The organism is Streptomyces scabiei 87.22 (genome assembly GCF_000091305.1).
Lineage (GTDB): Bacteria > Actinomycetota > Actinomycetes > Streptomycetales > Streptomycetaceae > Streptomyces > Streptomyces scabiei.
In genome coordinates this window covers 2471968-2498789 of sequence record NC_013929.1, presented here as the reverse complement: position 1 = coordinate 2498789, position 26822 = coordinate 2471968, and the positions used below count along the sequence as shown (strand labels likewise).

Annotated in this window: 29 protein-coding genes and 1 pseudogene; 10 read left to right on the top strand and 20 right to left on the bottom strand. The window is 69.6% G+C overall.

Annotated elements, in window-relative coordinates:
- Positions 1-162: 162 nt before the first annotated feature.
- Positions 163-1485 carry a hypothetical protein gene (locus SCAB_RS10375; protein ID WP_013000025.1) on the bottom strand — a complete coding sequence of 441 codons (1323 nt, stop codon included), beginning with the start codon at positions 1483-1485 and terminating at the stop codon, positions 163-165.
- Between the two features lie 145 nt (positions 1486-1630).
- Between SCAB_RS10375 and SCAB_RS10370 the strand changes: the two genes are divergently transcribed.
- Together SCAB_RS10370 and SCAB_RS10365 are read left to right on the top strand one after the other, a co-directional pair.
- Positions 1631-1870: a hypothetical protein gene (locus SCAB_RS10370; protein WP_013000024.1), complete on the top strand. Its 240-nt coding sequence runs from the start codon at positions 1631-1633 to the stop codon at positions 1868-1870.
- 69 nt (positions 1871-1939) lie between these two features.
- Entirely contained in the window at positions 1940-3121 is a 1182-nt protein-coding gene (locus SCAB_RS10365; protein WP_041669023.1) for a hypothetical protein, read from the top strand.
- Positions 3122-3823: 702 nt separating this feature from the next.
- Here SCAB_RS10365 and SCAB_RS10360 read toward each other — a convergent pair.
- From SCAB_RS10360 to SCAB_RS10350, 3 genes are all read right to left on the bottom strand, one after another.
- Positions 3824-4678, bottom strand: a complete 855-nt coding sequence (locus SCAB_RS10360; protein ID WP_041669022.1) for an SDR family oxidoreductase — start codon at positions 4676-4678, stop codon at positions 3824-3826.
- A 20-nt stretch (positions 4679-4698) separates the two neighbouring features.
- Positions 4699-5511 (bottom strand): class I SAM-dependent methyltransferase, encoded by an 813-nt coding sequence (locus tag SCAB_RS10355; protein WP_041669020.1) that lies wholly within the window; start codon positions 5509-5511, stop codon positions 4699-4701.
- A gap of 447 nt (positions 5512-5958) precedes the next feature.
- Positions 5959-6819, bottom strand: a complete 861-nt coding sequence (locus SCAB_RS10350) for an abortive infection family protein (RefSeq protein ID WP_013000020.1) — start codon at positions 6817-6819, stop codon at positions 5959-5961.
- Between the two features lie 287 nt (positions 6820-7106).
- Here SCAB_RS10350 and SCAB_RS10345 point away from each other — a divergent pair, with 287 nt between their 5' ends.
- The 4 genes from SCAB_RS10345 to SCAB_RS10330 all read left to right on the top strand — a co-directional run bounded on the left by SCAB_RS10345 (position 7107) and on the right by SCAB_RS10330 (position 9250).
- On the top strand, positions 7107-7460 hold the full coding sequence (locus tag SCAB_RS10345) for a DUF317 domain-containing protein (protein WP_013000019.1): 354 nt from the start codon (positions 7107-7109) through the stop codon (positions 7458-7460).
- Between the two features lie 105 nt (positions 7461-7565).
- A complete protein-coding gene (locus tag SCAB_RS10340; protein ID WP_013000018.1) occupies positions 7566-7856 on the top strand; it encodes a hypothetical protein in 291 nt (96 codons plus the stop codon).
- 15 nt (positions 7857-7871) lie between these two features.
- Complete coding sequence (locus tag SCAB_RS10335) at positions 7872-8693, top strand: DUF317 domain-containing protein (protein WP_013000017.1); 822 nt, start codon at positions 7872-7874, stop codon at positions 8691-8693.
- Between the two features lie 149 nt (positions 8694-8842).
- A complete protein-coding gene (locus tag SCAB_RS10330) occupies positions 8843-9250 on the top strand; it encodes a hypothetical protein (RefSeq protein WP_148274192.1) in 408 nt (135 codons plus the stop codon).
- Positions 9251-9307: 57 nt separating this feature from the next.
- Here SCAB_RS10330 and SCAB_RS10325 read toward each other — a convergent pair whose 3' ends face one another.
- The 10 genes and pseudogenes from SCAB_RS10325 to SCAB_RS10280 all read right to left on the bottom strand — a co-directional run bounded on the left by SCAB_RS10325 (position 9308) and on the right by SCAB_RS10280 (position 18196).
- Positions 9308-10003, bottom strand: a complete 696-nt coding sequence (locus tag SCAB_RS10325) for a hypothetical protein (protein WP_013000015.1) — start codon at positions 10001-10003, stop codon at positions 9308-9310.
- Positions 10004-10081: 78 nt separating this feature from the next.
- The gene (locus SCAB_RS10320) at positions 10082-10525 is read right to left on the bottom strand and encodes a hypothetical protein (protein ID WP_013000014.1); all 444 of its coding nucleotides are present in this window, start codon (positions 10523-10525) and stop codon (positions 10082-10084) included.
- A 443-nt stretch (positions 10526-10968) separates the two neighbouring features.
- Positions 10969-12711, bottom strand: a complete 1743-nt coding sequence (locus SCAB_RS10315; RefSeq protein ID WP_013000013.1) for a relaxase/mobilization nuclease domain-containing protein — start codon at positions 12709-12711, stop codon at positions 10969-10971.
- Positions 12708-13334: a hypothetical protein gene (locus tag SCAB_RS48370; RefSeq protein ID WP_013000012.1), complete on the bottom strand. Its 627-nt coding sequence runs from the start codon at positions 13332-13334 to the stop codon at positions 12708-12710. Before SCAB_RS48370 ends, SCAB_RS10315 begins: the two co-directional genes overlap by 4 nt.
- Positions 13331-13567 carry a hypothetical protein gene (locus SCAB_RS10305; RefSeq protein WP_041669018.1) on the bottom strand — a complete coding sequence of 79 codons (237 nt, stop codon included), beginning with the start codon at positions 13565-13567 and terminating at the stop codon, positions 13331-13333. The genes SCAB_RS48370 and SCAB_RS10305 overlap by 4 nt, the downstream gene beginning before the upstream one ends.
- A gap of 86 nt (positions 13568-13653) precedes the next feature.
- Positions 13654-13845 carry a hypothetical protein gene (locus tag SCAB_RS10300; RefSeq protein ID WP_013000010.1) on the bottom strand — a complete coding sequence of 64 codons (192 nt, stop codon included), beginning with the start codon at positions 13843-13845 and terminating at the stop codon, positions 13654-13656.
- Complete coding sequence (locus SCAB_RS10295; protein WP_013000009.1) at positions 13842-15533, bottom strand: collagen-like domain-containing protein; 1692 nt, start codon at positions 15531-15533, stop codon at positions 13842-13844. Before SCAB_RS10295 ends, SCAB_RS10300 begins: the two co-directional genes overlap by 4 nt.
- A 272-nt stretch (positions 15534-15805) precedes the next feature.
- Positions 15806-16429: pseudogene (locus SCAB_RS10290) on the bottom strand (WhiB family transcriptional regulator); the annotation flags it as partial.
- Positions 16430-16589: 160 nt separating this feature from the next.
- Positions 16590-17306, bottom strand: coding sequence for a zinc finger domain-containing protein (locus SCAB_RS10285; RefSeq protein ID WP_013000007.1), 717 nt, complete (start codon positions 17304-17306; stop codon positions 16590-16592).
- 2 nt (positions 17307-17308) lie between these two features.
- Positions 17309-18196, bottom strand: a complete 888-nt coding sequence (locus SCAB_RS10280; protein ID WP_013000006.1) for a helix-turn-helix domain-containing protein — start codon at positions 18194-18196, stop codon at positions 17309-17311.
- Positions 18197-19045: 849 nt separating this feature from the next.
- On the opposite strand from SCAB_RS10280, the gene SCAB_RS10275 reads away from it, so the two are divergent.
- Genes SCAB_RS10275 through SCAB_RS10260 form a run of 4 tightly spaced genes read left to right on the top strand, consistent with a single transcriptional unit; the run spans position 19046 to position 22697 of the window.
- Positions 19046-19516, top strand: a complete 471-nt coding sequence (locus tag SCAB_RS10275) for an XRE family transcriptional regulator (RefSeq protein ID WP_231884949.1) — start codon at positions 19046-19048, stop codon at positions 19514-19516.
- Positions 19517-19552: 36 nt separating this feature from the next.
- Entirely contained in the window at positions 19553-20065 is a 513-nt protein-coding gene (locus SCAB_RS48365) for a hypothetical protein (RefSeq protein WP_231884947.1), read from the top strand.
- Positions 20062-21270 carry an MAB_1171c family putative transporter gene (locus SCAB_RS10265; protein ID WP_013000003.1) on the top strand — a complete coding sequence of 403 codons (1209 nt, stop codon included), beginning with the start codon at positions 20062-20064 and terminating at the stop codon, positions 21268-21270. Before SCAB_RS48365 ends, SCAB_RS10265 begins: the two co-directional genes overlap by 4 nt.
- The gene (locus tag SCAB_RS10260; RefSeq protein WP_013000002.1) at positions 21267-22697 is read left to right on the top strand and encodes an amidase family protein; all 1431 of its coding nucleotides are present in this window, start codon (positions 21267-21269) and stop codon (positions 22695-22697) included. The genes SCAB_RS10265 and SCAB_RS10260 overlap by 4 nt, the downstream gene beginning before the upstream one ends.
- Before the next feature lie 37 nt (positions 22698-22734).
- Here SCAB_RS10260 and SCAB_RS10255 read toward each other — a convergent pair whose 3' ends face one another.
- The 6 genes from SCAB_RS10255 to SCAB_RS44645 form a co-directional block, all read right to left on the bottom strand.
- Entirely contained in the window at positions 22735-23247 is a 513-nt protein-coding gene (locus SCAB_RS10255; protein ID WP_041670503.1) for an NUDIX domain-containing protein, read from the bottom strand.
- Positions 23248-23301: 54 nt separating this feature from the next.
- Positions 23302-23682: a hypothetical protein gene (locus SCAB_RS10250; RefSeq protein ID WP_148274191.1), complete on the bottom strand. Its 381-nt coding sequence runs from the start codon at positions 23680-23682 to the stop codon at positions 23302-23304.
- 62 nt (positions 23683-23744) lie between these two features.
- Entirely contained in the window at positions 23745-24032 is a 288-nt protein-coding gene (locus SCAB_RS43725) for a hypothetical protein (RefSeq protein WP_012999999.1), read from the bottom strand.
- 51 nt (positions 24033-24083) lie between these two features.
- A complete protein-coding gene (locus SCAB_RS43720) occupies positions 24084-24356 on the bottom strand; it encodes an NUDIX domain-containing protein (protein WP_049875687.1) in 273 nt (90 codons plus the stop codon).
- A gap of 77 nt (positions 24357-24433) precedes the next feature.
- Positions 24434-26323 (bottom strand): ATP-binding cassette domain-containing protein, encoded by a 1890-nt coding sequence (locus SCAB_RS10240; protein ID WP_012999997.1) that lies wholly within the window; start codon positions 26321-26323, stop codon positions 24434-24436.
- A 294-nt stretch (positions 26324-26617) separates the two neighbouring features.
- Positions 26618-26794, bottom strand: a complete 177-nt coding sequence (locus SCAB_RS44645) for a TauD/TfdA family dioxygenase (RefSeq protein ID WP_078580092.1) — start codon at positions 26792-26794, stop codon at positions 26618-26620.
- Positions 26795-26822: the final 28 nt, after the last annotated feature.

Below are 26822 nucleotides of genomic sequence, written 5' to 3'. Positions count from 1 at the left end.
GCTGCCGCCATCCTGCTGGAAGCCTCCGTCGTCCTCCTGGACGGGCACGTGGAGCGGTCCGGCGCGGTCAACGTCATCGTCCACCAGGCCGAGGCCATGGCGGTAGCGACGGCATCCCGCCCCCGTCCCCGACGGCGATAGACCCGGGCGGGACTTCTCACGTCAGGGCGAGGCGGCGACCGACCGGGGAGCCATCAGGTCGGCGAACGGGGTGCGCACGTCGGGCGTCGTCAGCGGACTGATGTCGGCGCCGGCGTCCCGCGCGGCTCGGAGGACCGTGACGAGGTCTCCGCTGGCGAGGGTTTCCACGGGGCACTGCTCGCACTCTCCGGTTCGGTCATGCCCGTTTGCGGCAGTCGACGCGGCGCGCGCGTGTGCGAAAACCTCGGCCGGGCCGTCGGCGCGGACCGCGTACCAGGATCCCTGCTCCTCCGGCAGGAGCGCCGCGGCGACGCCTGGGTACATCGGAAGGTGGATGCGGTCGTCGTGGACGCGGATCACGAAGACCTGGTCCAGGCTGTCGCAGCTGTCCGGCTCGGGCGCTTCCTGCTCAAGCCAGGCGATGGCCTGCGTGCGGCTGCCGGGGCCCCACAGGTACTCCGCCGGAAAGTGCGTGGTGGCGTTCCGGGCGTCGTACTCCATCAGATTGGGATCCTCTCGCTCCCCGGGCCAGAAGACCGCGCGCACGAGTACGAAGGTGAATCCGTCCTCCTCCTCTTGCTCCTGCTGGTGGGCGAGCTGGGCTGCGTGCCCGGCCCTCACGGAGCCGGTGGTGGTGTTCCACCGGATGGCGACCACGTCGCGCGGGATCGGTGCCGGGTAGAGCCGGCCTCCCGGTGTCGCGTGGCCCCACAAATGGTTGATGATCTCTGCGAGGTCGGACAGATCCCTGTATACGTCGACGGGAGTGAGGAGGTGGAACATGCCGTGGGCGGTGACGTTCCGCAGGTTCTTCTTCGCCCTCTCGATCCCGCGGTTTCGCTGGCCACGCAGCAGGCCCTCGCGCCGCGCCCACTTCAGCAGTCCGTCGAGCATTCCGTTGAACGGGGTCCAGGTGTTCGAACTGCCCATCCGGATCTCGGGCTTGCGGAGCCTCTTGTACTGATCGTGGAAGTCTGCATAGCTGGTGTAGGCGATCTGGCGCTCGCTGCCTGCCTGGTTCCGGGCGGTGATGGTGCCGTTGTGGTGGGCGGTGAACCGGTCCCGCAGCGCCTGCTCCAGCGTCAGCTTGGCGGCGTCCGAGACCAGCGTGAACAGGTCGTAGCACAACAGCCCGTGGGCGTAGCCGGCGCACAGCTGCTCGAACTTCTGGCGGGTCGTCTGTGCCACATCGTCGGCGAGGACCAGGTTGCTGATCAGGCGCTGCTGATAGTCCGCGGCGTCCTGGGGCCGCATGGGTCCGCCGAGGCCGAACGGCGTGAAATGTAGGACGCGCGGGTCCACGGCCTGGAGCGCGGCGAGGGGGTCGTTGGTCGTCGAGGTCACCGGTGCGGCCCTTCAGGTGTGAATGTGGCGAACCTAGAAGGATCGGGCAGGGAAAGGGGACCGCGCAACCCGATTGGTTCGGCTCGCCGACCACGGACGGGAGGGACCGCCCTGCCGTGGCCGGACGTAGGATCGATCCTTCGACGTGACCGCTATTTCGTTCGATGACCTGATCGACCTGGAGCGCGCTGCCGTCGAGGCGAACGACGCGGTCAGGGACCTGCCCTACAGCGCGGAGTCGTGGAAGCCCTGGTTCGACGCCTCCGCGGAGTTCCAGATGAAGGTGACGGCGTACGCAAAGGCGGAGGGCAAGGACCGGGTCTCGGTCGAGATGGACGTGAAGAAGGCTGTCCGGCACCCGGTGTCGATCGGGGATGCCGCGTAGGCCAGCGCGTTGCAGGGTCCTACGGAGCCAGAGGTCCGCACCGGCGGATGGCGGCCATAGGCTTCCCCCATGAGTACGGTGCGTGCCCGGGTGTGGCGTTTCACGGTTGAGAAGGGCATGGCTGGCGCTGACGCTGTCCAGGCCGTCGAGATCGGGCAGGGCTCTCTGCCGGTGTCGTTGGCTGCTGTGGTCAACATCAACGCCCTTGCCTGCGACCTGCGCAAGACGGTCGATCAGCGTGTGCGCGATCACGAGATCAGCCTCCTGCTCAGCTATATCGCCGGCAGCCCGGGTACTGGCCCGCTCGGGGTCGACTGCCCCGCCCTCGACTCCAGCTCCCTCCACATCCGGCGTTTCGTCAGCGAGTGCACCGGCCTTGGGGTGATGACCGCTGTCAGCGAGGCCCTTTTCGACTGGGAGTCAGGGGTCAACGGTCTCAGCAGCTTCGACGTCCTGCCCGGGAAACTAGTCGGCACCTACGCGAAGAAGGGTGTGCGGCCGGACCTGCTGTACGACCTTGCCGCCGGCCCGCTCGCCGGAGAGGCGCGGGGCCGCCGCCGCGACAACCAGCAGATGTTCCCTGCCGGCAAAGGCACCCAGCCGCAGAAGACACGCCTGGAGAAGCTCGCGCAGTGGTCCGTCGACCACGACGATCACGCCTACTTCATGAGCTGGGTCTGGCTCGGCACGGGCGGCGTCTACGTCGACATCTTCCTTCCCGACGACTCCCCGGCCACGGCCGGGCTCAGCACTGGGTGGATCGACACGCCGGGCGGCGCAACTCCCTGGCGATTCCGTGTTCCCCGGCCAGATCCCCGCCGACGCACGAACCTGGAACCGGAGGAACCCCTCCTGAACTGGCCTGATGACATACCCGAGTCCAGCGGTGAGGGTCCGGCCGATGGAGCCGGGGCCTACCCCGAGACGGCGATCAGGCGGGCCGAACCGCTGGTCGAGGCAGCCATGAACCGGTCCTTCGGCCGTGAGGACACACTCGGCACGTTCTCCGGTGTTGAGGTCCGCGGCCGGTGGATCCGCGGCGATGCCGTCGGCCCGGCACGCCAAGAGGTGCTGCTCGGCGTCCTGGGAGAGCGCCTGCCCCTGGACCACAGGGCCCAGCGCCGCCGGCTGGACTCTCCAACGGCTGACCGGCTCGACGTGTTCCTCGAAGGCCGCCTCCTCACCATCGTGCATCCGGTCGACAGCCCGCGGCCGAGCTGGGACCGGATCCAATCAGAGTTGCTGGAGTAGACAGGCCGCAGGTCCGGCCCGACGTCGCGAGGCTCGCGGAGGCGGCCAAACGCCCACAACGCGGTCAGGGCCGCCCGCGGCCAGGAGACCTGGATTCATTGGGCCCGCCGCACGAGTGTCGCCCTCCGTCACTCCAGCGAGGGCAGCGTCGACGCTGCTGCGGCCGGGCAGGAGCTTCTCCACGCACGCGACGAAGCGCTGGTCGGGGCAGGGACAGCCTGACAAGCCCGGATCCAGGTCATGAACCTCCATCAGACAAGGGCCGGGAAGCCGACACCACGATCTTGCTCCTCGGAAGCAACGAGTTTCAGGGCTCCGAAGGAGAGCCGTATCCGACCGGCTCCGAGCTGCTGTACGTCGTCTTGACCCGCGCCAGGAACGGACACTTCGCGTTGTTCCCCACCTGGTCCACGGTCTCTGGGAACCACTTGTCGCGGCTCTGCGATTGAGGCGGCCGACGCGCACCGGTGACTCGGGTGAAAGGGACTAGAGAACGGCGCTCACTCAAAGCAGGAGGGGTGAGCGCCATCGCACGTCACGACCGGTCGGTGATCGGTAGGGGGACCGAGTCACCAGCATCGCCGCTGGCCTCCGCCACGACCATCGAAACCCGAGCCGACCCCTTCAGCTCCCCGGGCTCACATGATCACGAAACAGACGGTAGCAGACTTCGCCGAAGCCCTGCGCGCTGACCTGCGGTGACTAACTTGCTTGGCAAGGGTGTTGGTGAGGTCGTCCCGGGGCGAGGAACTCGTGCGCGCCGCGCAGCGAGGTGCGCAACTTGCGCTGCGTCGAGCGGCTGTCGAGGCGGATGTCGAGGGGCCCGGGAAGGGTGCTGTCGGCCCGTAGGCCGGTGGGTAGTCGCGATGCGTCGAGTCCGTCGCGTCGGGCGATGAGCACGCCCAGCTCGTGCCGGCTGAGAGCCTGGTTCCCGCCGAGGTGGTGGACGCCGGTCGTGTCGCCCGACGCGAGTTCGAGGAGCGCTGCGGCCAGATCGCTCGCGTGGACCGGGCATCGGAAGTCGTCTGTGAAGAGGACGCCTTCGCGGGTGCCGGTGGCCAGTTCGTGGACGGTGCGTTCGTGCTCGGACTGGCCGTCGCCGATGATCAGCGAGGTGCGGGCCACGACGGCGTCCGGATGAAGCAGAAGCACCGTTTCCGCGGCGGCCTTCGCCGCCCCGTACGGGGTGATGGGGTCGGGCCTGCACTGTTCGTCGTAGGGAGCGTGGCTCTTGCCGGAGAAGACGGCGTCGCTGGAGACCTGGATCATTCTGCTTCCGGCCTTCGCCGCGGCGATCGCGAGGCGGACGGGTCCCTCGGCTGTGACTGCCCAGTCGGCCCCGCCGCTCGATGCATTGACGATGACGCGAGGGTTCACCTCGGCCACGACCGCTTCCACGCTCCCTGGATCCCGCAGGTCGAGGCTGCGCCAAGTAACCCCCGGAGCACTGCCGGGCCTGGTCGTATAGGTCGCGGCCGTCGGGCGCCCCGCCGATATAGCTTGCCGGACCAGCTCGGTGCCCAGGAACCCGGACCCACCCACGATCAGCAGCGTCATGAGGCGACACCCTAGACCGGTCAGGGCCCGGTGATGGCGAGAATGTGGGCGGAGGCGTCGGTGAGGGCCGCGTGCGGTTCTGCGATGCGCGCCGCGGCGAGGGCCGCTTCGTATATGTCCGTGCCCATGAGGTTGGCGCTGGTGTACTTCTCGATGGCCTTGACCGCCACCCAGCCGGGTCCCTCGATTCCGTAGAGGCGGGGATCGGTAAGACCGGCCTCCGTGACCTCCGCGCGCAGCTCGGTGGAGGTCTGGAAGTAGGCGACGGTGAAGCCGCGCTGTCCGGCGTAGCGGCCCTTGGCCAGGGTGTCACGGACCCCGTCCTGGATCGCGGACTCGGTGATACCGGTGGTCGCGATGTAGTCGAGGAGGGGCGAATAGCGGGAGATCGCCGCCGCGGCGATGAGTCCGCCGGGCCGGGTCACGCGGGCCGCCTCCGTCAGCGCGGAGATCCGGTCGGACTTGTCGTGAAGGTGGTAGAGCGGGCCGAGAAGCAGAACGACGTCGTACGTCCTGTCTGCGGCGGTGAGGCGGCGGGCGTCGCCCAGCTCGGCCGTCACGCCGTCGACGGCTGCTGCCTGGGCGACGTGCTTGGGGACGGGGTCCACGACGTGCACCATGTAGCCGTCGTCGGCCAACCACCGGGCGTGCGTTCCGGGACCACCGCCGACATCGAGCACGCGGGCCGGTGCCGGTGGGAGGTGGCGGCACAGTAATTCGCGGGTGCGCGCGAACTCCAGGGTGCCTGTGGCGGTGGTCTGCAGCCGTGCGGCTTCGTCGGACCGGGTGTAGAAGTCGATGATCTCCGGGCGCACGGCGGGGCTGCTCGTCATCGGGATGTCCTCGTCAGGAGGGGCTGTCGGTGTCCGGCAGGGTAGGGGAGACAAGGAAGTGATCACATTGATTTTCGGAGCCCTGCGATGGTCCGGCCCCCACCGCCGCTGCCACAGTGCCCGGCTCATTGTCCAGCGTCAGGTTCATGCCGTAGATCAATTTTGCTGTGCAGTCCGCTCTGAGAATATGGCGCGGTTTTTCCGCCCCGCGCTGACCGGCGGCGACTAACTTGATTGGCAGGGGCGTTGGTGAGGCCGTCCCCGCTCACCAACGCCGTGACCTAGTTGATGGCACAGCCGGTCCGTCTCACGGCCGGGGCATTTCCTTAGGGTGTAGTAGGCCCGCCGGGGCCGGTGGGCGGGAGGTCCAAGTTGGCGAGCTGAAGTCACGCCTGCGGGATGGCGCGATCTGCTCTACCCCGAAACCTGGCCCTCTGCGCGAAGTGATCAGCCCTTGGTCTTGCGCCACGGCGCGGCGGGGTCCGAGAGCGTGTCGAGGATCAGCTCGCACCAGGTCACGGCGGCATTGACCGTCAGGCGGGCATGACGCACTCCAAGCCCAGACGGTGCGCTCGCCTGACCGTGACCGCTGCCGAAGCCCTGGTTGCGCAGTTCGGCGACGCCGACTGCGATGTTCACCGAGCCCGAAAGGATTCTCTTCACGGCCTTGCTGCCGTCCGGCCCATCAGGAGCCGAGCCAGCGTCGAGCTTCAGCGCCTTCTGGACCGTGCTGATCAGGGCTGGGAGCGCGGTGTTCCGGTCGACCTCGATGTTCAGCTCCCCAAGAGCGGTCTTCGCCGTTGCCTCGATGAGCTGCTTGGCCGCGCCGATGGCCCCATGGGGATCGGTGGTCAGGTCCCTCCGAATACGCTCCAACTCGATCGTGATGCCGGAGGCGTCGCTCAGGGTGCTGAGGTCGCGGACCAGCACTGGCGGGTTGGACCAAGAGATCCTCCCCTCCTTATCGAGAGTGAAGCCGTCCCGCTCCAAGCGGACCCTGATGTCGTCAAGCCACTTAGGAGTTCCCTGATCGTCCGGGTTCCGGTACGCGCGGATGAAGTCCTCGAAGACCAGGAGTACACGTCGAACCTGGTTAGGATCCGACCAGTCCACGCCCTCCGCGTAGAGCATGAATTCAGTCCGCCGCTGGCCTATATCCTGGTACTTCAGCTCATCTGGCGGGATGGGCGCGAACCCGTGGTCCTCCCACAGTTCGGCGACAATCCGGACGGTCAGGTCCGTGGCCAGAGAGCGGAAGGCGTTGCGGGTCGCCGGGCTCACCAGCTCCCGCCGTGCGGTGACGGTCATGGTCTGAAGATAGGAGCAGACCCTGACACCGTCACTGTCTTTTCCCAAGGTGACGTCTGATCCATGCCGCGCCCGTCTGACCAACCAGTCTCGGGTTGCGGCTGATCGGCCACTGGGTGGCCGTTGGTCGTGAGGTTCGGCCACGGAATCGGAGACCCACAATGTCGGCGGACAGCAGTTCGCCGGGGGCAGACAGGAAAGATCGCGGAATGACTGGCCAACGGCTGCGAGGTCATGTCAACGTAGACGACCGTGCAAGAAACCCCAGGTCAGAGAGGTGATTGCCTGTGACCGTAGCCCCTGCGGACCCCGGTTTCTCCACTACCGTCGAAGCCCTGCGCCTGCGCGAGTGGCAGCTCGGCCCCGGCCAGCCCACGCTGGTCATGGACCAGTTCTCCGCGGAGGACTTCCACCTGATCGTCGACGATCGTGCGGACGTGCACGTCAGCTCGAAGGACGGCCGGTTCTACCTCGGCTGGTTCCCGCTCGGACGCCCCGGCACGGACGGTGAAGGATGGAAGATCGCCGTCACCGGCACCGCCAAGGTCCGTGGCTACCAATTGTCGTTCGATACCGAGACGCCGGCGGACATCGTCGCCGCGGTCGTAGCGCGCGTGCTGGAGACCTCACGCCGCCTCTGACAGCGCAGGCACCGACAGGAAGCGTCCGCCCTGCGATCGGCTGGCTGTCCCGACGCCGAACCGTATCCAGCGCTCCCCTTTTCCTCGTACCCCAGGAGGCTGTTCGTGACGTCCTCGGAGATGACCGTCGGCGATCTCATCGACCTGCTGTCCGGCTGCGACCGGAGTGCTCCGGTCCGCCAGGCCATGAACCCGTTCTTCCCGATGGCACATCGCTTGGCGCAGGTCGTGCAGTCGGTGGACGAGACCGGTCGGACCGTCGTCTACCTCGCCGAAGGACCGGACGAGGACGCACAGCTCGGCCACTTGCCGCCCGAGGTCGCCATCGAGCTGACGTGGCAGGGCCCCGTCCAGGCGCCTCCGCGTCGCCCCCGCCGCCGCGCCGGCGGCAACTAGACCCTCACCGAGCCCTTGGAGGCGCCCCTGTACCCCGACTTTCCGCCCGACCCGTCCACCCCGCCCGGCGGCCAGCCCGCCTTCTGGGTCGGCCCCCGGTACCTGGCCGGTGACGATGGGCGCCTCTACGACGCCGTCGCCGATACGCTTGCCAGCCTGGGCTGGACGAGCCTGACGATCGTCCGGGGACGGCATGAGCCGGACGAGGAGCCGGAGGACCGCCAGGTCCTGCGCAGCACCGTCCTGCACATCAGCCCCGACACCCTCCGATGGGCGCAGTGGAGCCTGGCGGACGAGCCGTTCCGCCTGGGAGACCTGCCCATCGCCTGGCAGATCTCCGCCCGCGCCGAGGCGAGCAGCCCGCTCGCCCAGTGGTCGGCCTACTTCACCCGCGATGTTCCCGGCGAGGCGGTGGCCGACTTCCTCGTCGCGCTCGACGCCCGCGACCAGCCCGCCGTACCGCTCGTCGGCTCCGAGCTGGTCCTCGACGCTGTCGCCGCCCACGGGTGGTTTCGCGACATCGACCATCCCCAGGCGGCAGCGACGGACCCGACGTTCACCTCGCACATCAGCCTCGGCGAGGTCCCGCCCCTCATCCAGGACGCCGACCCGCACGCCCTGGCGGCCGAGGTCGACGAGACGGGACCGGCCGGATGGCAGGCGTGGGCCGAGCCCGCGCTCGGTGCACCGTGTCTGTGGGCGGCTTCCTTCGCCGCCAGCGTCCCGCACGATCTCGTTGCCGCCTTCGCTGCCTCCCTCAGCTCGACTGCACCGGTTCTGCGGCGGGTGCTGCCCGAGGCCACCCAGGAGCGCCTTCTGCGCGCGCCGGCCATCTGACGTCCCGCGCGCAGCTCTTGGTGATCGCAGTCCGGCACCCTCCCAGTTGGGGGTGCCGGGCTTTCTTGATTCTCGGGCGAAGTAGTCGCTCGGTCTTCGACGCCCAGGATGGTTTGCCGCCCTGTGACGGAACGATGCACGATGCGGCAATGCACCCCAGCCCCGGCGCTCTCATGGCCATCGCTTTCATCGTCGCCGTGACGATCGCGTTGACGGTCCGTTCACGCCGCAAGCGCACGGCTGCCCTCGCGGCGCAGTGGCAGGCATTCCAGCAGCACCGACGTTCCGGGCACGGGCAACTCCTTCAGGTCACGCGGGTCTACCAGCACGGACGCCGTGGCTCAAAAGCCATCGTGACCTGGTGCGACACCGGTCGACAACAGGACGCCTGGTTCTGGAACTGGCACATTCCCGCAGGCGCTTACCTCCTCGTCAACGCCTCCAGCGGCTACGGGCCGCACAGCCACAACCCGAACGTGCTCTACGTACAACCCGGCCAGGTCCGAGCCTGGGTGCCAGGCCAAGCTGCTCGCGCTGCTCAACGCGTTGGCCAGTAACGCACTGCTGCCTCCGACCCACATGGGTCGGAGGCAGCAGCGTGACGGGCAGGCAGGTCAGCTCGTTGCCGTGGCCTTGGCGAGGGCCTTGTCGAGGTGGCGGTCGACGAGGGCCGGGGAGCCAGAGACGATCAGCAGCAGACTGCCGTCGCGGACCGCGGTCTGCTTGACCACGGTGCTCCGCCCTCCGGTGGAGAACGTCAGGAGCTGGCTCCACTGCTCGTCACCGAGGTCGTGGGGCGCGGGCAGTTTCTGCGAGGCCACGTCGACCGGGGTGCCGCCCGCGACGACCTGATAGGTCGGGCAGCCGGTCATCGCGTCGAAGATCCGGGCGACACCGTCGGACAGCTTCTTCGCGCTGTCGCTGTACAGCTCCTCGGAGACCTCCGAGGAGCTGCCGCCGTAGGTGAAGTCTGCCTTCGCCTTGTGCGGGAAGGAGAGCGTGCCGCCGGTCGCTGCGCTGCCGCCCAGCTCACTCAGGGCCGGGCAGCCGATGACGGTGACGTCGTCGTGCTGGGCCGGACGCTCCGGCTTGGGCACGTAGCCGCTGCCGAGGTCACTCTGGTCGAGCAGGCGCGACTCGAGCGCGGCCGAGGAGAGCGAGGCCGACTTCTGGACCGCGTCGGCCGGCTTGCTCGTCCGGGCGGAGGAAGGGGGCTCGTGCTTGGCCCCGGTGGTGTCGGTCGAGCAGGCGGGCAGGGCGAGGAGGGCGGCGGTGATGCCGAGGGCGGTGGTGGCGACGCGAACGCGCATGACGGAACTGACCCCTTGGTGCTAGGCGACGGGTGGTCAGTGCGGGCCCGAGGGCCCGGTGGGTCGTAGGAGTGGTGGTCAGTGCCCGAGGTGGCGCAGGCAGTCCTCGAACGTGGCGTGCATCGCGTCTGCGGGTCCGCTGTTGCGGTTGTACCAGGCGGTGTCGAGGCGGGTTTCCCGCTGCTGGTGGCCTGTCCGGCAGCGCAGCCAGATCTCGCCGCGGGTGGAGAGGATCAGCCAGTCACGGTATGCGCCGCACTCGGCGCAGGCGGCCATCTCGCCGTCAAGGACGAGGGGCTGCTTCCACGGCATCATCTTGCCCTCGACCTGGTCGTGGCTCGGCACGCGCAGCTCGGGCGGAAGGAAGTCGTCCACGACGCCGGCCGGCTCGGCGGACTCCGGCTCAGTCGCCGACACTCCGAAGCCGGGCGGGACCTGGCCCTGCAGCCGTGCGTGCAGCTCGGCGAACTGTCTCTGAGCTTCGCTCGGCTCCTTGGCCCTGCGGCGTATCCGGTGAAACACCCTGGCGTCCTCCTTTACCTCGTCACCTCGTCCTGCGCGCTTCATGATCGTGTCCCACGTCCCCGGTGGTTTCAATTCACAAAGTTCACAGTCGCCTTTGGCCAGGTCAGCAGGGGTACTTCGGCTTCTCCGTTGCCCCGATGACGAGTTGGCCACGGTGCGTGTCTCCGTGCGGCGAATGGTCGTTGCCCCGGTGTGCCCGCTCACACGTCGTCGTCTCCCTCGACCGCTCAACTTCAAGACGTGTACTGGCTCGACTCGCCGCACCTGCGTCGTGCCCGTCCGTCCTGCAGGTGCACGGATGCCGACGGCCTCCTCCCATGGAGTGGGTCGTCACCGAGGTCCGGTGTGGCGTACGACAATGCTGTGGATTGCGGGCGGAGCGGTGGCGCTGTCGCTTCTCTCGGCGATGCGTTGAGGCCGCGTAGCGGCACCCGGCGGGCCTACCGGGCCGTACGCGATGCCTCCTCCCCGTTGCGGCGCCTACCGGGCGCGGAGGGCCTGGAAGTTGAACGGTGCGGTGCGGTGCGGCTTCCTGCGGTGCTGGTCTCGGGCAGGTGAGACGTGTCGGCGGGTAGGTCGGCCGTCCGGCGCATCCGCCACACGAGCACGTCGCTGACGGAGTCCGCGGTGCCGAGTTCGCGGCGTTCCGCAACGTCGGACAGGAGAGTGGCCGGGTCGTGGCCGGCGGCTTCGGCCTCCGCGATGGTTGCGGCCAGGGCGTACCAGCCCGGCTCGGCGAGGATCTGCTCCGCCAGCTCCGGCAGCGCCTCGCGAAGCACCACGGTTTGCCGCTGGAGCATCGGCCTGCTCAGACGCCGGCCGCGCTGGTAGAGCACGCTGAGGGGCTGGGCGGAGGCGGCCTGGTAGGCGGTGCGCAGGTGCTCGGCGGCCCGGGTTGCGGCTTCGGCCTGCTGGGCGTGGCCCTTTCTGGCGTGCCAGTGCGCGGCGGCGGTGATGAGGAAGAACAGCATGTCGATGGCCATCGCCGTGGTGGCGCCGTCTTCCCCGCGGCCGAGGGCGGGGCCGCCGTGGACGAGGTCGCGGGCGGCCTGCCGCAGTGCTCGGTCGTGCCCACGTACGGCGCGGACATGGGAGCGCGAGGCCCGCTCGAAGGCCGTTGCAGCGTCGCGCAGTTCGCGTCGTGTGTGGGCGGCGGACGTCTTCGCGAGGGCATCCAGGACCTCGCCGGCAGCAGCGATGTGGGCGGCGGCGACCGCATCGTCGCCGTACTCGACGACGAGTACGGCCTGCCACGCGGCCGATGCCGTCCCGCGGCGTGCGGCGGCTGGACTGCCCGGTCCTGTACGGGGTGCTTCCTCTTGCCGGGCAGCTGGGTTGTCCTTGGCGTCGCCGGACCAGCGCTCCCGGATGCGGGGCAGCGAGAGGTCGGGGGCGAGGCGCGCGCCGGGGTAGAAGACCGGCTCGCCGTCCTTGTTCAGGTCGTCCGGCAGAGCAACCTTGTATCCGAGCAGATCGCCGGAGGGTGCGGCGCGCTTGCGGATGAGGAGGCCGGCGGCGGCGAGCCGGTCGAAGAACTCTTCGTCGCTCCTCGCTCCGGTCACCGCGCGTCGCACGGTTTCGCGCAGTTCCTCGCGGGCGGTGCGCTCTCGTCCCTGGCGTTCTGCCTTGTGGCGTTCGGCGCTGGTGGGGCGCTGTGCGGCGGTGCCGTCGCCAGGCGCGACCTGGCGGAGACCGAGTTCCTTCTCGATGAGGCGGGCTTCGGCCTGTGCGCGCGCACCGGAGCGGAAGTCGTCGGGGCGGTGACCGTCCTCCGTCACGAGGGTGGCGACGATGTGAATGTGGTCGTCCGCGTGTCGTACGGCCGCCCAGCGGCAGCCGGACTGTCCCTCGCCGGGGTCGATGCCGGTGGCTGCGACGATGCGGCGGGCGATGTCGGCCCACTCCTCGTCGGACAGGATGCGGTCTCCGGGGTCGGCTCGTACGGAGGTGTGCCATACGTGCTTGGCCGGGCGGGCGTGCTCGGCGAGGGCCATCACGGGTTGGTCCAGGATCTGGGCGAGGTCCTGGAGGGTGGCGTTCGGGTCGCGGCCGGGGTCGGGGGACATGCCGTCGAACGAGGCCACGAGGTGGGGGTCGGTGTGATCCTCGTACTGGCCGGTCTCGTAGAGGTAAGACAGGAGACCGATGGTCCGTGACCCCGAGTTGTTGACACTGGGGATCATGAGCCGTGGTGCTCGATCAGACGTGTGGCGGCTTCGTGCGCGGTATCGGCGGCACGCCGTACGGCGGCGACGGCCGCTTCGAGCTGGGGGGCGTCTGCGCCGGAGTTGAGGGCCTTGACTGCCTGGTTGAGGTTGCTGCCGGCCCAGCCGAGCCGACGTCGGCTGTCGAACAGGGCTGTGATCACTTCGCGTTCGTCGGCGATCTCGGCGCTGGTGCGGTCGAGGTCGCGGGCGGCAGCGAGCGCGGATCGGGCAAGGAACCCGGCGACGGACAGATTGCATCTGGCGGCGGCGGACTTGATCAGGGCGAACTCGTCTTCGTTGAAACGCGTGGCGGGCTGGTGCAGGCGCTTCGTCTCGGGCGGTTGACGCGGGCGCTGACGGGCGCGGGGAGAGCGCTGTCGGCGTGTACGCGGTTCGTTCTGCTGTTCCTCCTGCCCCGGCTTCGATCCGCCCTCGGTCGAAGCCTGAAGGACCTGCGCCCCCCGGTGCAGGTCCTCTCCCGCCCCCTTGGGGGCGGGTTTGGCGGAAGCTATGCTTCCGCCCCAACTTGCTCGCCCCGAGACCGAGTTGGAGTCGCGATCAGGTTCCGGGGCGGTGCCGTTCTGGGTGGGGTTCGTCATCGGGTTTCGGGCCTCATGGTGCGGGTGTGGTGCTGGATGGTCGCGGCCAGCGCGACGACGTCGGCCGGTCCTTCGAGGACGCGGACGGGTCCGTCGGGCCGGTCCTGGACGAGCCACTGGTCGGTCGGCGCGAGGACGGCGGCCTGTAGAAGTCGACGGCGGACCAGGACGTCCGCCCAGGCGCCGGCCTCGGCGGCGGTGGGCTCGGAAGAGCGAGGGGGACGCGGATTCACTGCGTTCTCCTGGAGTGGGACGGTGGCCCGGCACGGAGCCGGGCCACCCGTTGCGGATAGGGGTGCTGAGCTGGGGTTTTGCCGGTTCAGCCGCACTCGGGGCAGCGCCCGACGTGGCTGTTGAGCGCCCGGGCCATCCGCTGCTTCGTCGAGGCAGCCTGCTTTGCGCTGGACTTTGCCGCCGATCTGCCTTCGTGCCGCTGGGAGTGGGCGAGCATGAAGCCGATCTCCCGTTCGTACTCCGCGCGGACGGTGTCGAACTGGTGGCAGGTCTTCATCGGGCGGTGCTCCTTGTCTTCGTGGTGTCGTCGCTCCGCAGTTCCTGGAGGACGAGGCTCAGCCGGTCGTTCCGGCCGCCCTTCAGGCCCTCGCGGCGGAGGATCTCCCGCAGCTGGACTCGGGTGATGGACTCGTTGCCGTCCCGTTCGAGCAGGGCGGGGACGTGGGGGCGGACCTGCTGGACGAGCTGGTCCACCGACTGCTCCAGCTCGCGTGGCGGGCGCTGTGTCTGCGGGGTGCGGGACCGGCCGCGCTTCCCCTTGTTCTTCGTCCTGGTCTGCGTGGTCGTCTTCCGCCGGAGGGGCACCTTGTGTCCCCGGTCTCCGGTGGGCTCGGTCCCCGTGTCGGCGGTGGTCGGTCCCCGGTCTCCGGTGGGCTCGGTCCCCGTGTCGGCGGTGGTCGGTCCCCGGTCTCCGGTGGGCTCGGTCCCCGTGTCGGCGGTGGTCGGTCCCCGGTCCCCGGTGGGCTCGGTCCCCGACTCGGCGGCCTTCGGTCCCCGACGCGACTCAGGGTCCTGAGCAGGCGCTTCTCGCGTCAGACGCTCGGTCCCCATGCCTCGGGCGCCCCCCTCCGCGGCTTCCGGATTGGCGGGACCGGTCCCCGTGACCGCGCCTGCTTGGAGGGTCTCGGTCCGCACCCTGGTCCCCGCGTTCTCGCCTTCGGTCCCCGCGCCTGCGGACGTCTTCGAGTCCGCAATCTCGGGGACCGGTCCCCTCGGGGCGCTCGGTCCCCGGTCCCCGTCCGACTCGTTGGGACCGTGGGGACCTGCTACGGGGACCGGCGCCTTGGAGGCCGACTGCGAGGGGACCGTGGCCGCCGTTGCGGTGCTGTGCGCCGGGGACCAGGGCGAGGGCAGCGGGACCGTAGCGAGCGCGAGTGCGTGCCGGCGGGCGGCGAGCTGGTCGAGCAGCTGCGCGCGCTGGCGGGCGTCGGTGCCGACCGAGGCCCTGCCGACCGCCTTCGACAGGCGCCGTGTGAGCCGCTGGCCGCGCCAGCTCCGCTGCTGCTCGGGTGTGCGCTCGGCGAGGCGGGCGGCGAGCGCGACCGCGCGGGTGGTCGCCCGATCCCGTGTGATCTGCGCAGCGTCGCGGTCTCGTGCGGCGATGCCGAGTCGGGACAGGAGCCGCTCGCGTGCCTCCCTGCTCAGGATGGCGATCACTCCGTGGGAGGCGGCACCCGGGGTGCGCAGGCGCAGCTCGATCCCCATCGCGAGGTGCCAGAGCACCGCGGCCAGGACCGGGCCGACGAAGGCGCGGACGGTGCCGCCGATGGGGCCGCTCTCGGCGTAGGCGGGGATCACCTGCACGCCGGTGATGACCCACACCAGGGTGCCCGGCGCCCCGGGTGCCCCCTGGGTGGCCAGGTTCTGGCGTGCCATCAGCGCGGTCGCGAAGAGCCCAAGTTCCGCAGCGGCGAACATGGAAGCCCGCTCGGCGGTGCCTGCAATGTCGAGGTAGTCGGCGGCGAAGCTCCAGCTGGTTTCCGCGCTGTAGACGGTGCAGCCCAGCGCGGCGAGTGCTGCAACCAGCACGGTCGGATTGCCGAGACGTTTCTGCGTACGCGCGGCCCGGCGCCGGATCGCCCAGACGGTCAGGGCCAGGGCGAACACGGCGACTGCGGTGCCGATGCCGACGAGCAAGGACGGATGCGGGGTGGTACCGAAGGACACCGGGATGAGGTGTGTCATGCAGCCTTTCCAACAGGGGCGTGCGCCAAGGGCGCTTCCGGGAAGGAGAGTTGGTCCCAGCTTTCGCGTCGGGTGACTCCAGGCCCCGCTGCCCGATCTTCGATGGGCTTGACCGGGGGCGAGGAGTGGCACCGTTCTTGCGGTGGCGGGTCTGGCGGGTCTGGCGGGTCTGGCGGGGCGGTGGGGCCGGAACTTGCGGGGACCGTCCTGCGCACACCCTTGGTGGGGCCGGCGTCGGCCGGCGGGGTAGAACCGCTGGCCGCTTCCGGAGCCGCTGAGGCCGGCGTCGCTGGTCGGGCTACCGGCTGCTGTGCGCCGGGTGCGCCGGGTGCGGCAGGCGCGGGGCCGCCGGTTGACGGGGTCGCCTTCTTCCGCTTCTTCTTGGGCCGCGGCACGCCGTAGGTGCGGTCGCGGTCGAAGACCTTGTTGGCGGCCTGCCGGAGCAGGTCACGGGCGTGCTTGTGGCTGATCTGCAGGGCTGCGGCGAGCCGGTCGGGCCGCCAGCCGCGTACGTAGGCGTGGTCGATGACGACCTGTCGCTCGGCCTCGGTCAGATGCACGTCGCGTCCCTGGAAGAAGGCCGTCACGCGCCGGTAGTCGAGGCGCCGGTGCAGTCCGTCGTGCAGGGGGCGCCGCTCGGCTTCGGTGAGGCCGCCCCAGATGCCCTCCTTGAGGACGTTCTCCAGGGCGAAGTCGAGGCAGTCGCGGCGCACCGGGCACCAGCCGCACAGCTCCTTCGCCTCCGCGATGTCTTCGTGGTCCCGGGGCCCGGGGAAGAACACCGCGTCGGCGTCCTCGACGTCCATGCCGTGGCACGCTCCGCGGGTGTGCCAGCTGGTGTCTCCGATGCCGCGCAGGCCGGTGGGCGGCGTGTCGTGGGTGGTGATGTGGCGCAAGGGGTTCTCCGATGTGCTGCCGCGTCTGCCGGCCGGGGCGGTGCTCGGCGGGCGCGGCGTCGGTTCCGGCTGAGGCGGGAGGGCTGCGTCGCAGCCGGGGCGGGCCGAGGGGGGCGGGGTGGCGGTGCACCGGAGGGGATGCACACGCCGGATGTGCCGGTCAGGGCATGGCGGGCTGCTGAACCTGCTCCGTCGGCTGGGCCTGCTGGGCGGCGGCGAGGTCGAGGCGGCCGGGATGCGGGGTGGCGCGCGGGGCGGTGGTACGCACTCCGTCATCGGGGCCGATCCGGCGGCGACGGCACGGTTCGCCGGGCTGGGCCAGGCACCACTCGCACCGGACGCTCAGGGCGTCGGGCTGCCCCTGGGCGACGGCCGCCTCGCGGGCTGCTCGGGCGGGCCGGTAGGGCGCGAGGGCGGCACGTGCGGTGGGCGGGATGCAGGAACCGATCTGCCGCAGTCTCGCCTCCAGCTTCGGGTCGATCCCGTCGCGACCGCTGGTGATCGCCCGAGCCTGCGCAGGTTGCGCGGTGCCGGCGGCGACCGCGCGGCGGGTGCCGACCAGCTCGGCGGTCCAGGCAGCCTGGTCGTCCGGGTCGACGGACGGCGTGGGATCGCAGTGCCGGGCCAGGCGGTCGCGCCGGTAGCTCTCCCAGGGACGGACGACGTCCGCGGGCAGGATCTGGTACGGCGAGGTACGGATGTGCTGGCGGGCGGCGACGCGGGCGTCCCAGCCGTGCGGGGTGGCCATCGGCACGTCGCCGAGCAGCTCGTGCCACTGGGCGAGCTGGTCGCGGGCCTCGCCCTGGTCGGTGCGGATGGTGCGGGGGTCGAGTCGGCCGATGTAGGCCAGCAGGGCGGCGGTTTCGCGGCGGTCCACGGTCAGCCCTCCGTTCCGGTCGGCTCGTCGAGAGCGGCGAGAAGGGCAGCGGTGTGGGCCTCGGCCCGCGTCATGCCGCCCGGCGCGGCCGTGGCCTTGCCGGGCACGGCGTAGAGGTTCGGGCGACCCGGGGCGTGCTCTCGGGCGACCCAGGAGCGCCAGTCAGCAGCCCATGCATCCGCCGGCCTCGGCTTGAAGGCGGCCCGGTGGGCACGCCACTTCGCGTCGGCAGCCTGCAGGCCCTGCTCGCCGAGACGGTCGAGGTGCCCCTGCTGGCGGGCCCAGGCGTGGGTGGCGGGGTCGACCTGCCACTCGGCAGCCGAGAGGACGGCAGCACCACCACTGCTGTACCTACGGTTCAAATCCGGTTCACTACGGTTCTGTGTGCCGGTTTCCGGTACATCGCTGTGCCGGTTTCCGGTACGTCGACGTGCCGGTTTCCGTCGGGACCTGCCGGTTTCCGGCACTGCCGGTTTCCGGACCCTCGCGGGGGATTCCGGCACCTCACGGGGGCGGATTCCGCACCGCCGCAGGGCCGAGATCCGCAGCGCTGGCGTGGCGTCGGGTCCCTCCGCCGACGTCTGGTCGGCTTCCTCGTCCTCGGCGGTCTCTGCCACGGCCTTGGCGGCGAGGGGGAGACGGTAGACGGTGCTGCGCTGCGGGCCGGTGAGGTCGTCGAGCTGCTCCAGCTCACCGGCGTGGACCAGACGGTCGATGGCCTCGCGCACCGTGGAGACGGACGCGCGCGTGCGCTTGGCCAGGCTCGACAGCGAGGCCCAGGAGACGCACTGCTCGTCAGTCACCCGGTCGGCGATCGACAGCAGGACCAGACGCGCGGTTCCCCGGCTGGTGCTGTGCTCCCACACCCAGTCGCGGGCTTCGCTGCTCATCGGCCGCTCCCGATGAGCAGGTGGGGCCGGTGGCGCGAGAGGGCCGGGATGGTGTGTTCCGGCTCGGGGCGCTGAGGCGCCGAGGCGGAGGTGGCTGCCGCGCAGGCCAGGCGGAAGGGCCTTTTGCGCAGGGCAGGAGGCATGCGATACTCCCCGTTGCAGTGTTGCCACGCTGACGCGCCCCTTGGAAGGACTCAGCGTGGTGATGGTGGGCAATCTCCGCCCTTGCCGGGGCGGGTATGCCGCTTAGCGTTCGGCGTCCGTGAGTTACCGCTCTCGGGCGCCGTCGCTGTATTACGGGACCTTCTCGGTCCGGTCCGTGCTTGCAGGCTCCTCACGTCCGTCATCGCGGGCGGGATGCCCGGGGACGACGAACATACGCACGGACCCGTGTCAAGATCCAGACTTGGTTCTTAAACTCTGTACTGGTTGCAGAGAGTCACTGTATGATCTGCCGCCGGAGTCATTTGCGGGACTCAATGCAGGCCGCCCTCCCGCGTCAAGGAGCACCGTTGCCGCGGTTGCCCTGAACGCCGAGAGCGTGCCATTGTGTCCGAATTGGGGCGGGTGTCTGGTATTTCCCGCAGCGAAAAGGCGATGTGAATGAGGGTTTTCCACTGTCGCCTCCACGCTTTTCGGTCGAAGATCAAATCCTTGCGCGCCAGACGTGATGTATGTCGCTGGGTGAATGTGGCTCGCGCCACGTCACCCGGCATACTCCTGCCGGTAGAAACGGACAGGCCGACCTGAAGCAGGCGGTGCACGCCACATCGTGCTGGCGAGGTAGAAACTTTCCATACACGGGATCGGCCCGTCAACTGGCGTTTATGGCGAGGTAGGGTGGTTGGAGTGACGACGAAGCCCACCCAGGAAAGGATCATGAAAGAATCCACCGAAGGCCAGGTGAACCCCAAGGGGCTCATGGACCGCCTAAACCGCTTGTTCGACACGGTGCACCCGCCCGATCGCGGCCCCTTCAGTAACGCTGAAGTGGCCGAACTGATGGAGAAGCGAGGGCTGGGCAAGCTGTCGGCCCAGTATCTGTGGCTCCTGCGGACGGGGCAGCGCGATAACCCGACGAAGCGTCACCTTGAAGCGCTCGCAGGGTTTTTCGGTGTGGATCCCGCCTATTGGTTCGATGATGCTGTCGCCGAAAAGACTGTGCAGGAGCTTGAGTTGCTCGCACTGCTTCGCGACGCGAAGATCAAGAACGTTCTCCTTCGTCTATCCGACGTATCCGCGGACGGAAAGGATGCCGTCCTGGGCATCGTCGAGAGCGTACGGAAATCCGAAGGGCTGCCGCCCTCAACTGGCGCGTAAAACGGCCCTAGTTCAGTAAGTGATCAAGGAAAATTCATGTGGTCCGCACGTAGGCTGCGACGGCCTGACCTCCTGGCCGAGCTGAAGCTCCCGCACGTCACCAATATCCGCGATCTCAGCGACGAGGTCTCTCGCCGCACGGGACGGACGGTGGTCCTCGAGCCCCGAGAGCAGGCACCTTCGGTGTGCGGGGCATGCGCCGTCACGGAGAGTGCCGTCCACGTGTTCTACGACCCACGGACCAGCTCCCTGCACCAAGACCACATCATCGCCCACGAGTTCAGCCACCTCCTGCTCGGCCACCACGAAAACCGCCCGGTGTCCGCGCTGGCCCCGGCCTTCATCACCAGCGTGGACCCGGCCACCGTGCAGATGATGCTGGGACGCACCAAGTACGACGAGGACGAGGAGCGGGACACCGAACTCCTCGCTTCGCTGCTCCAGCACCGGATCATCGACCGGTGGCTGCGCAGCGACGAGCCCTCCGGAGACGAAGTCCAGGACCGGGTCACGCACACGCTTCTGCGCCGGCGGGAGGCCCGGTCGTGAAGGACCTGCTCCATCCGATCAGCCTCGTCGTCGCCACGCTCGGCTTCCTCTGCCTCCTGCGGGACGTGCTGACCCGCCGCCGAGATCCCGCCTCCACCGCGCTGGCCGCCGTCTTCCTGCTGTCAGGACTGTCGTTCCTGTTCTCCATCACCCCGATGTGGAACTATCTCGACCGCGTGCTCGGCACCGTCAACCTCTCCGTGCCCCTCGCGCAAGGCTGCGTTGTCGCCCTCCTGGCCTGCCAGCAGGTGGTCCTCACCTACTGGGGATCCCCGCCCGAGACCGCCCGCCAGCAAAGTCGCCGGTGGCTCGGGGCCGGCGTCGCGGTGATCGCAGGGCTGTTGGTGCTGTTCGCCCTGCTGACGCCCAGCGCGCCGCGTCCGACCGACTTCACGCTGTACTACGCGCACGACGACTGGTACGCCGCGTACCTCACCCTGTACGTCACGGCGTACACCGTCGGGGAGCTGTTCCTCGCCCGCGCCTGCTGGAACCTGGCCCGCCGCAGCACCCGTGGATCCGTCCGCGTCGGCCTGCGCATCGTTGCCCTAGGGGCCACCGTCACCCTCGGATACAGCGCGGTCCGCATCGGCGACGTGATCGCCGGCGCCTTCGACGTCTCCCTCGCTGAGTGGGAGGGCTTCGCCTGGACCTGCGGCGACGTCGGAGCCATGCTCACGCTCATCGGCTGGCTCGTACCCACCATCAGCGACCAGGCCCAGAGCGTCCAGTACCGGATCAAGCAGTACCGCAGCTACTACGGCCTGCGTCCCCTGTGGCTGGCGTTCTACAGCGAAGCGCCCGAGATCGAGCTGCCGATCGACCGAGTCGACCCGGCCCAAAGACGTCGCTTCCGCCGTATCTCGATCCGGCTCTACCGCCGAGCAGTCGAAATCCGGGACGGCCGGTTCGTGATCCGCCAGTACCTCGATGCCGCAGTACGCGAGGCCAGCGAAGCCCACCACCGGGCCCGAGGGCTTCACGGACAGGAACTGTCGGCCGCCGTCACGGCCGACCAGATCCTTGCCGGAATCGCCGCCAGGGCCGAAGCCGCCCGCCCAGCACCCGACCAGCTCACCGAATTCGCCGACTCCGAACGCCAGACCAGCCGTCCCATGGACGACATCGACGCTCTCCTCGACGTCGCTCGCCACCTGCCCCGCCAGCCCGCACGAGCCGCCCACCTTGAGCGAGGCTCCGCATGACGACCGATCTCACCCACCAACCGGCTCACGTCCAGCTCCAGGCTCTGGACCGTCGCGAGATCTCCAGCCGCGAGCTGCTCGACCTCCACCTCGACCGGATCAACGCCAGCCACGTCAACGCCGTCATCACCCGCGACGACGAGGCGGCCCGGGCCGCCGCACAAGCGGCAGATGAACGCCGCGCCCGCAACGAGAAGAGGGGAAGCCTCGACGGCCTTCCCCTCACGATCAAGGACAGCTTCGAGACGGCCGGCCTGCGCACCACCAGCGGCGCCGAGGACCTGGCGGATCACATCCCCGAACGTGACGCCGACGCGGTCGCTCGGCTTCGCCATCAAGGCGCCGTGATCATGGGCAAGACCAACACCCCGGCGTACTGCCAGGACCTGCACACGGACAACAGCCTGTTCGGGCCCACGCTCAACCCGCACGACCCCAAGCGCACCGCCGGCGGTTCCTCCGGCGGCCCCGCCGCCGCAGTCGCCGCCCACCTGACCCCCGCCGACCTCGGCAGCGACCTCGCCGGCTCACTTCGGCTTCCGGCTCACTACTGCGGCGTCTACGGCCTGCGCCCCACGCACGGACTCATCCCGGCCCGCGGCCACATCCCCCGCCCACCAGGATGGATCACCAGCAGCGACATGGTCACCCCCGGCCCCCTGGCACGCCACCCCCGCGACCTTGACCTGCTCCTCGCCGCACTGACGACCCCGTCACCCGCAGAAAACAGCCCCTGGCGCGTCAACCTGCCCACGGCGCGACGTGTAGTCGGCCAGCTCCGCGTGGCGGTATGGGCCGAGGACGCTCGCTGCCCCGTCGACCGCGAAACGGCCGATGCTCTCGCCACCGTCGAGCAGGCGCTGGCCTCCGCCGGAGCGGACATCCGCCGCACCGTGGGGCCGGTCGGCTTCGCCGACTCTCTCCGCCTCTTCGAGCAGCTCCTCCATGCCACCGCGACGGCCGCCACCGACGACGAAGCGGGCGCGGCCGAACTCGCAGCAGCGCGTGACCTGCACGAGAATGACGCGAGCCCACGGGCCACCTTCCTCCGCCACCGAACCCAGACACACCGTGCCTGGCTCCGAGCAGACGAGGAGCGCCTCCAGCTCCGAGGGGCGTGGCACCGGTTCTTCGCCGACGCCGAGCACGATGTCCTTATCACCCCCGCCGCTCCCACCGCGGCGATCCCGGCCGGCACCCGCACTCTCATGGTCGACGGCGTCGAGCGAAGCTTCTTCGACCAGGCCGGCTGGGCCAACCTCACCAGCCACGTCGGCCTGCCCAGCCTCGTCATCCCTGTTGCGCGAAACGCGGACGGGCTCCCGATTGGCGTCCAGCTCGTGGGGCCGACCTACTCGGACCGGAACTTGATCGCACTGGCTGAAGATCTGGCGTCGCTTCTTGGAGGGATGGCCGGGGAATTCTGACGCTCCCAGCGCCCGGGGCGGGGCGCCCCGGGCACGGCTATTCGATGGGCTGGTCGTCCCGGTAGGACCACACGTGGCCGGAGCTGAGGTTGTCGAGGTAGTCCAGCAGGGGTTCGATCTCGGGTCGGGTCGCGGTGGAGGACTCCAGGACGGACTTCGCCTTGTCCAGCGATAGCAGGACCGCGCCGGTCACTTTGCCGTCCGGGTCGTGGACCGCGATCTCGCCGTCCCACTCGGCGCAGTCGAAAGTCGCGACCACGGTGGAGGGGTACCGGGCGGTCGTGGTGTTGACGAGGTAGGCCAGCGGGCCCACCGCCGTCAGGTTCAGACCGGTCTCTTCCCTGACCTCGCGGACCAGGGCCTCGGCGAGGAGTTCGCCGCGCTCGACGCCGCCGCCGGAGATGGACCACATCTCCTTGCCGTCACGCTGTTCCTGGACCAGGACGATGTGGTCGCCGCGCCGCAGCAGTGCAGCGACGACCTGGACACCGGGCCCGCTGACCGGTGTCGGAGCCGGGGCGGCAGTGGTGGCGGTTTCGCTGGCGGTCATGTTCACTCCAGTTCGGTTCGCAGGGCCGTGGTGCACCCGGGGAGCTGGGCGGGGTCATGGCCGTGCCAGTACAGCAAGTACGACAGGCGATGACCCGGCGGTGGAGGCGGCGAGGCGCTGATCGAACAACTGGTCGGCCGGCTCCCCGCGTTGCTGCCAGTAGGCGTCCAGCAGCTGTTGCCGGTCGGGGGCGGCGGGCAGGCACCAGCGGTCGAGTTTGACGGAGTCGCTAGCGGCCTCCGCAGTGGTGGTGTGGTCGAGGTCGAGCAGGGCGATCTTGCCGCTCCAACGTCTCCGAGGGAGAGGTGCGGTCGGCGGGGGTGTGCGGGGCCGGGCGCTGTGGCGGAACGCGGCGGCCAGCTCGCCGAGCCCGCGGTGCATCCGCGCCTCGGTCGCCCGGTCCAGAACGGTGCCGTGCAGGTTGCGGCCTGCCAAGGCGGTCACCACGCCAGCTGCCGGTGGGGACTCGCCGAGCGGGCCACGACGATGCGCCGCCACTACGTGAAGGCCACGGAGTGGACGATGATGTTCTGCTCCAAAGGCGCGTAGGCGGAGTCGGGATGCCGCAGCCCGAGCAGGATCTCGCCGTCCCGCTCCAGATACAGGTGGACACCGATGACGTTCGGGACTGTCCTGGTGCCGGTGTTGTGCACCCGGAGTACTGGCAGCTGGCCGACGGCGCCGTCGCCTGGACGTGTGCCGTCCTGGTGGTGGCGGATGACGGCCGTGGTCTTGGGGTCCATGGTCAGATACTGAATCTGCTCGGGATCGGTCCAGCGCAGCATGATCCCCTCGGTGAGGGACAGCAGTGCGGGGTCGCCATTCCACGTTCCGACCTATACCTGGATCCGGCTGGTGGGCAGGTCGTCGGCGTCGCTGTTCTCGATGACGGCGAGAGGGACGAGGCTGGGGATGTGCAGGCCGGCCTCGTCCAGTAGTTCGCGGGCGATCGCGTCGTCGAGACTCTCGCCGGGTTCGGGATGGCCGCCGGGCAGGGACCACTGCCCGGCGCAGATGTTCTTGTTGGCGTCTCGCAGATGCAGCAGGTAGCGGCCGTCCTTGCTGACGAGCAGCGCCGCCGTGGACGTGGTTACAGCTGGTGCGGTCACGAAATCCTCCATCCATACGGCGGGCAAGTGAGGCTGCCGCGCCCCGGGCCGGGACGGGGCTAACAAGGGCGGTTGGGTCAGCGGTCGGTGGACAGGGCCAGGAGTTCGGCGAATAGGCCGCCGCCGTGGGCGAGTTCGTCGTACGTTCCGTGTTCGGCGATCCGGCCGTTTTCCATCACGATGATCCGGTCGGCGATCTTGGTGTTCTCCAGGCGGTGGGTGACCACGATGGTGACGTGGTCGGCGGCGATGTCCTTGATCTGCTCGAAGATCTGGTGCTCGCCGCGCGGGTCCATCTGGGAGGTGGGCTCGTCGAGGATCAGCAGCCCGGGCCGGCGGTACAAGGCCCTGGAGCAGGCGATGCGCTGCCACTGGCCGCCGGAGAGCTCCGAGCCGCCGAAGACCTCGCGGGACAGCAGGGTGTCCAGGCCCGCGGGGAGGTCCTCAACGGCTTCGCGCAGGCCGACCGCGTCGATGGCCTCCCATACGGGGGTGTCGTCGTGGGTACGGGGCTGGCCGAGGGTGACGTTCTCGCGGACCCGCAGCGGCCACTGGGCGAAGATCTGCGGTACGAGACCAGTGCAGCGCCAGACGGTCTCGGGGTCGACCGCGGCGAGGTCGGTGCCGTTCCAGGTGACCTTGCCCTTGTCGGGCAGGTAGATCCCGGTGAGCAGCCGGGTGAGCGTGGACTTCCCCGAGCCGTTCGCTCCCACGATCGCGAGGATCTGGCCGCGCTCCAAGGTGAGGGAGACACCGTCCACGGCGGGCTTGTCCTTGCCCGGGTACTGGTAGACGACCTCGTCGAGCTGGATCTCCTCGACCGGCGCGGTGAGTTCGCGGGGGCCGCGCTTGGGGGCGCGGGCGGCGGCGTCGTCGAGAAAGGCTTGCATGTCGCTCAGGTACAGGCTGGTGTGGAAGACAGCGGCGCCGTTGATGACGACCTGGGAGAGCGCAGCGAGCGTGGTCTGGACGGCGATGACGGCCGTGGCGGCGACCGCGAGTGCGATTCGGCCGGTCACGGCCAGCCATGCGAGGGCTGCCCAGGTCGCGACGAGGAAGACACCGCCGGCCAGCGAGGAGAGCAGGGCGATCCGCAGGGTCCTCGGAGCGGCGGCCAGGGTGCGCCGGTCGCATCGGTCGGACAGGGCCCGGTACCAGTAGACGAGGTAGTCGGTCATCGAGTTGGCGCGGACCTCGTCGCCGTACTTCGGCGTGGTCGCCCACCAGCGCATCATGCCGCGCACGTTGCGGTCGGCGACGTTGGCGTAGTGGATCTCGTAGTCGACTCGGGCGGTCAGGACGGCGCCGACACCGGCAGGTAGCACGGCGAGCAGTAGCAATGGCAGCATCAGCGGGTTCAGCACCGACAGCACGCCGCCAGCGGTGACCATGCGGATCAGCGCGGACAGGAATCGCTGGGCGTCGGTGACCATCACGTGGGTGCGGATCACCCCCATTTCGGCTGCCTCGTGCCGGTCCGAGAACCCCTCCTCCGCGTACGCTGCGGCCTCAACCCGGCACACAGCCTCCACCAGCGCAGTGTCCGTCTCCGTCGTGAGCAGCGGGGTGATCCGTCGCTCGGCGTACGTGGCCACCGCCCCCGCGGTGCGGCCCATCGCGGCGGCGAGCGCCACCACCAGCAGCGCGGGCACGGCGCCGCGCAGCCTCTCACCGGCGGAGCCGTCCCCGAGGATGGGCTCCATGGCGCGGGCGGTTGCGGCCAGCAGCACGGCGGCGGAGACGCCCGTGACCACCTGGCAGCCGAGCAGGAGCTGCACTGCGCGCCGGTCGGTCCGCCACGACAGCCGAGCGATCCGGCCCAGGACGGCCGGGATCTGCGCGCACATCCGCCGGAAGGAGACCTCGGCGAGGGGGTTGACGGAGTACTGCCCGCTGTAGGCGATGTCCGCCGGCGGTGGCGGAGGCGGCGCCGTGTTCTGCTGCTCTTGCGTATCGGCCGAGGTCAACGTGGTCCCCCTTGACGGTCGTTCGGCGTGGTCGTGAGGTTCAACGAGCCGGCCGAGATATCGAACACATGTGTTTCGGTCGCTTTCGAAATCCCGAGATTGAGCGCGTGGCGGAGCGTGGACGATGCATCGACCCGCCTCCAGCAACAGGTGTGCGAGGCATGAGGCTTGGCCGAAACGCCGAGCTTCCGCCCCGGCGGCTCACAGAAGGCTCCGAAGCGCGACCTCGGCCTTGGCTATGGCTTCGGCGAGGGCTTGCATGTACGCGTGAAAGAGCGGAGGGGCAGTGCGGCGCTAGCGGATGGACGTGCGGTACAGGAGTCGCTGGTGGCAGGTGCTGTCGCAGGGCAAAGCAGTGTGGAGCGTGGCGAAGTTGTCCCAGCCGACGAGGTCGCCCTGGCCCCACCAGTGGGAGTACAGGTACGACTCGCCGGTGGGGCGCCGCAGCAGCTCGGCGAGCAGAGTCGGCACTCGTCCGGGCCCAGCCGATGCGCGACTG

Bases quoted from the DNA above. Each gene is read 5' to 3' on its own strand.
- SCAB_RS10365 (WP_041669023.1), top strand. From the start codon at position 1,940: ATGAGTACGGTGCGTGCCCGGGTGTGGCGTTTCACGGTTGAGAAGGGC.
- SCAB_RS10360 (WP_041669022.1), bottom strand. From the start codon at position 4,678: ATGACGCTGCTGATCGTGGGTGGGTCCGGGTTCCTGGGCACCGAGCTG.
- SCAB_RS10355 (WP_041669020.1), bottom strand. From the start codon at position 5,511: ATGACGAGCAGCCCCGCCGTGCGCCCGGAGATCATCGACTTCTACACC.
- SCAB_RS10350 (WP_013000020.1), bottom strand. From the start codon at position 6,819: ATGACCGTCACCGCACGGCGGGAGCTGGTGAGCCCGGCGACCCGCAAC.
- SCAB_RS10330 (WP_148274192.1), top strand. From the start codon at position 8,843: ATGCACCCCAGCCCCGGCGCTCTCATGGCCATCGCTTTCATCGTCGCC.
- SCAB_RS10325 (WP_013000015.1), bottom strand. From the start codon at position 10,003: ATGCGCGTTCGCGTCGCCACCACCGCCCTCGGCATCACCGCCGCCCTC.
- SCAB_RS10315 (WP_013000013.1), bottom strand. From the start codon at position 12,711: ATGATCCCCAGTGTCAACAACTCGGGGTCACGGACCATCGGTCTCCTG.
- SCAB_RS48370 (WP_013000012.1), bottom strand. From the start codon at position 13,334: ATGACGAACCCCACCCAGAACGGCACCGCCCCGGAACCTGATCGCGAC.
- SCAB_RS10300 (WP_013000010.1), bottom strand. From the start codon at position 13,845: ATGAAGACCTGCCACCAGTTCGACACCGTCCGCGCGGAGTACGAACGG.
- SCAB_RS10295 (WP_013000009.1), bottom strand. From the start codon at position 15,533: ATGACACACCTCATCCCGGTGTCCTTCGGTACCACCCCGCATCCGTCC.
- SCAB_RS10280 (WP_013000006.1), bottom strand. From the start codon at position 18,196: ATGAGCAGCGAAGCCCGCGACTGGGTGTGGGAGCACAGCACCAGCCGG.
- SCAB_RS48365 (WP_231884947.1), top strand. From the start codon at position 19,553: ATGTGGTCCGCACGTAGGCTGCGACGGCCTGACCTCCTGGCCGAGCTG.
- SCAB_RS10260 (WP_013000002.1), top strand. From the start codon at position 21,267: ATGACGACCGATCTCACCCACCAACCGGCTCACGTCCAGCTCCAGGCT.
- SCAB_RS10255 (WP_041670503.1), bottom strand. From the start codon at position 23,247: ATGACCGCCAGCGAAACCGCCACCACTGCCGCCCCGGCTCCGACACCG.
- SCAB_RS43725 (WP_012999999.1), bottom strand. From the start codon at position 24,032: ATGCTGCGCTGGACCGATCCCGAGCAGATTCAGTATCTGACCATGGAC.